This window comes from Pseudotamlana haliotis (genome assembly GCF_008806375.1).
GTDB lineage: Bacteria > Bacteroidota > Bacteroidia > Flavobacteriales > Flavobacteriaceae > Pseudotamlana > Pseudotamlana haliotis.
Genome location: NZ_WAAT01000073.1, coordinates 1 through 1,938, shown reverse-complemented (window position 1 = coordinate 1,938; position 1,938 = coordinate 1). Strand labels below are relative to the sequence as shown.

At 34.2% G+C, this 1,938-nt stretch carries 3 protein-coding genes and 1 tRNA gene; 1 reads left to right on the top strand and 3 read right to left on the bottom strand.

Features of this window, described 5'->3' with window-relative positions:
• Nucleotides 1-122 precede the first annotated feature (122 nt).
• Nucleotides 123-195: transfer RNA gene (locus tag F6U93_RS14475), tRNA-Gly, on the bottom strand.
• Between the two features lie 53 nt (nt 196-248).
• Complete coding sequence (locus tag F6U93_RS14470) at nt 249-752, bottom strand: GNAT family N-acetyltransferase (RefSeq protein ID WP_317132893.1); 504 nt, start codon at nt 750-752, stop codon at nt 249-251.
• On the opposite strand from F6U93_RS14470, the gene F6U93_RS14465 reads away from it, so the two are divergent.
• Entirely contained in the window at nt 753-1,202 is a 450-nt protein-coding gene (locus tag F6U93_RS14465; protein ID WP_150940940.1) for a GNAT family N-acetyltransferase, read from the top strand.
• 84 nt (nt 1,203-1,286) lie between these two features.
• On the opposite strand, the gene F6U93_RS14460 is transcribed toward F6U93_RS14465, so the two are convergent.
• A complete protein-coding gene (locus F6U93_RS14460; RefSeq protein ID WP_150940939.1) occupies nt 1,287-1,688 on the bottom strand; it encodes an ankyrin repeat domain-containing protein in 402 nt (133 codons plus the stop codon).
• Nucleotides 1,689-1,938 lie beyond the last annotated feature (250 nt).

Genomic DNA, 1,938 nt, shown 5'->3' with positions numbered 1-1,938 from the left:
AACTACAATTTTTGCATAAACACAACTTTTAGGAATGATCCATAAACTTCTCACCCTACTGCATTTTACAATAGTAACTTTCAAGCATAAAAAAAAGCCTCACATTTCTGTGAAGCTTTTCGAGCGAGAGACCGGGTTCGAACCGGCGACATTCAGCTTGGAAGGCTGACGCTCTACCAACTGAGCTACTCTCGCATTAATTCCGGCTGCAAATATAGATAAACCTTTAGATATTTTCCAAGAAAAATTTACAACTTTTTTAAAAAATGATATCCTAAAATCGTAAACCCCTGATTATAATAAAACTTATGTGACGAATAATTATTTACATAAGTGTTCAATTCTATCGATTCGCAGCCTTTTTTAGAGACATAATCGTAAATCCAACTAAAAAACTCGTGACCTAATCCCTTTCCTCGATAGCCTTCGGCGATAAAAACATGATCGGGTTCAACACTTCTCCCTGAATAATGTCTAGTGCAGTACCACAAACCGCATACCCCTATTAAAATATCATCATCAAAAACACCAGCACATTCATAATTCTGATTAAACATTTCTGCAATGCGCTCTTTTAATAAACTTTCTGAAACTTTATCGTTATTCAGCTTTTTCACCAAGGGTGTGATAGCATCTATGAATGTTTTATCTAAAATCTTAAAAGTGAAAGTCATATGGCTTTTTGTTATGTGATTAATAAAACCTCTAATTATTTTATCTAAGTTTGAAGGCACAAAAGTATCAAATCCCATATGAACCAAGACCATTTTAATATAAAACAAATCACCGCTCAGGAAAGCTATTCAGTAAGACATCCCGTTTTGAGACCAGGAAAACCAATCTCGACTTGTGTTTTTGATGGTGACGACTTAGCTACAACAATTCATCTTGGTCTTTATCAAGCTGAAACACTCATTGGCATCTGCTCTTTTTTTAAAAACGCGCACCCTGATTTATCAGTACAAAACCAATATCAGCTTCGCGGCATGGCAGTTTTAAATGTATTTCAAGGGCAAGGTCTTGGCAACATGATACTAGCCTTTGGAGAAAAATTAATGAACCAAAAAAACACAGAAACCATTTGGTGTAACGCAAGAGAAATTGCTCTGCCTTTCTATAAAAAATGTGGCTATGAAACTTTTGGCCAAGCTTTTGACATTCCTAGTATTGGTCCGCATTATGCCATGTATAAGACACTCTAGTTTTAGTTTTTCTGAATAAAAAACGCCCCGTTAAACAGGGCGTTTCAAAAGAGTGACTAGCTCCAAATAATTGTAATCTAATTATTATTTTCTCATTTTTTGTGCCATAAAGTGATTATCAATAATCGCTTTTGTATCAACAGCACCATGTAACTCGGCGTAATCTGCAGCGGTTTTACCTTTACTGCACTTGGTTTTTAAGTTCGCACCATGTGCAATTAATAATTCAAGAATTTCAGTACGGTTGTATTTTGCTGCATACATAGCTGGTGTCATGCCATTGGATTTCGCATTCACATCAGTACCACGCTCTATAAGCGTTTTTACAGTGTCGTAATCCCCTTTTGCTATTGAAACACAAAAAGAATTCACTTTAAAATAAGCTTCTATCTTATTGCTTTTTAAAACTACTGGTTCTGTACTGGCATTTACACTAACTACTGATAAGCATAAGGCCATGGTTGAAATAATGATTGTTTTTTTCATGATGAAAGATTTTTAAGTTTGATTTAATGATTTTCGTTTTTTGATGTACTAAAGAGACGATATAATTCTCAATTTGTTACATCTTTTTTTAATGACAACATAATTTTAATGTTTGATTCGCAACAACTTAACAATTGACCAATTGGAATTAACACTCCCAAAACACCTTAAAAATCAAGACTTTTCAGCGAAATTTATAAACATCATTTTAGGCGTAATGGACAAAATGGTTGGTCTTTTTACTCTTTAA

Bases quoted from the DNA above. Each gene is read 5' to 3' on its own strand.
- F6U93_RS14460 (WP_150940939.1), bottom strand. From the start codon at position 1,688: ATGAAAAAAACAATCATTATTTCAACCATGGCCTTATGCTTATCAGTA.
- F6U93_RS14470 (WP_317132893.1), bottom strand. From the start codon at position 752: ATGGGATTTGATACTTTTGTGCCTTCAAACTTAGATAAAATAATTAGA.
- F6U93_RS14465 (WP_150940940.1), top strand. From the start codon at position 753: ATGAACCAAGACCATTTTAATATAAAACAAATCACCGCTCAGGAAAGC.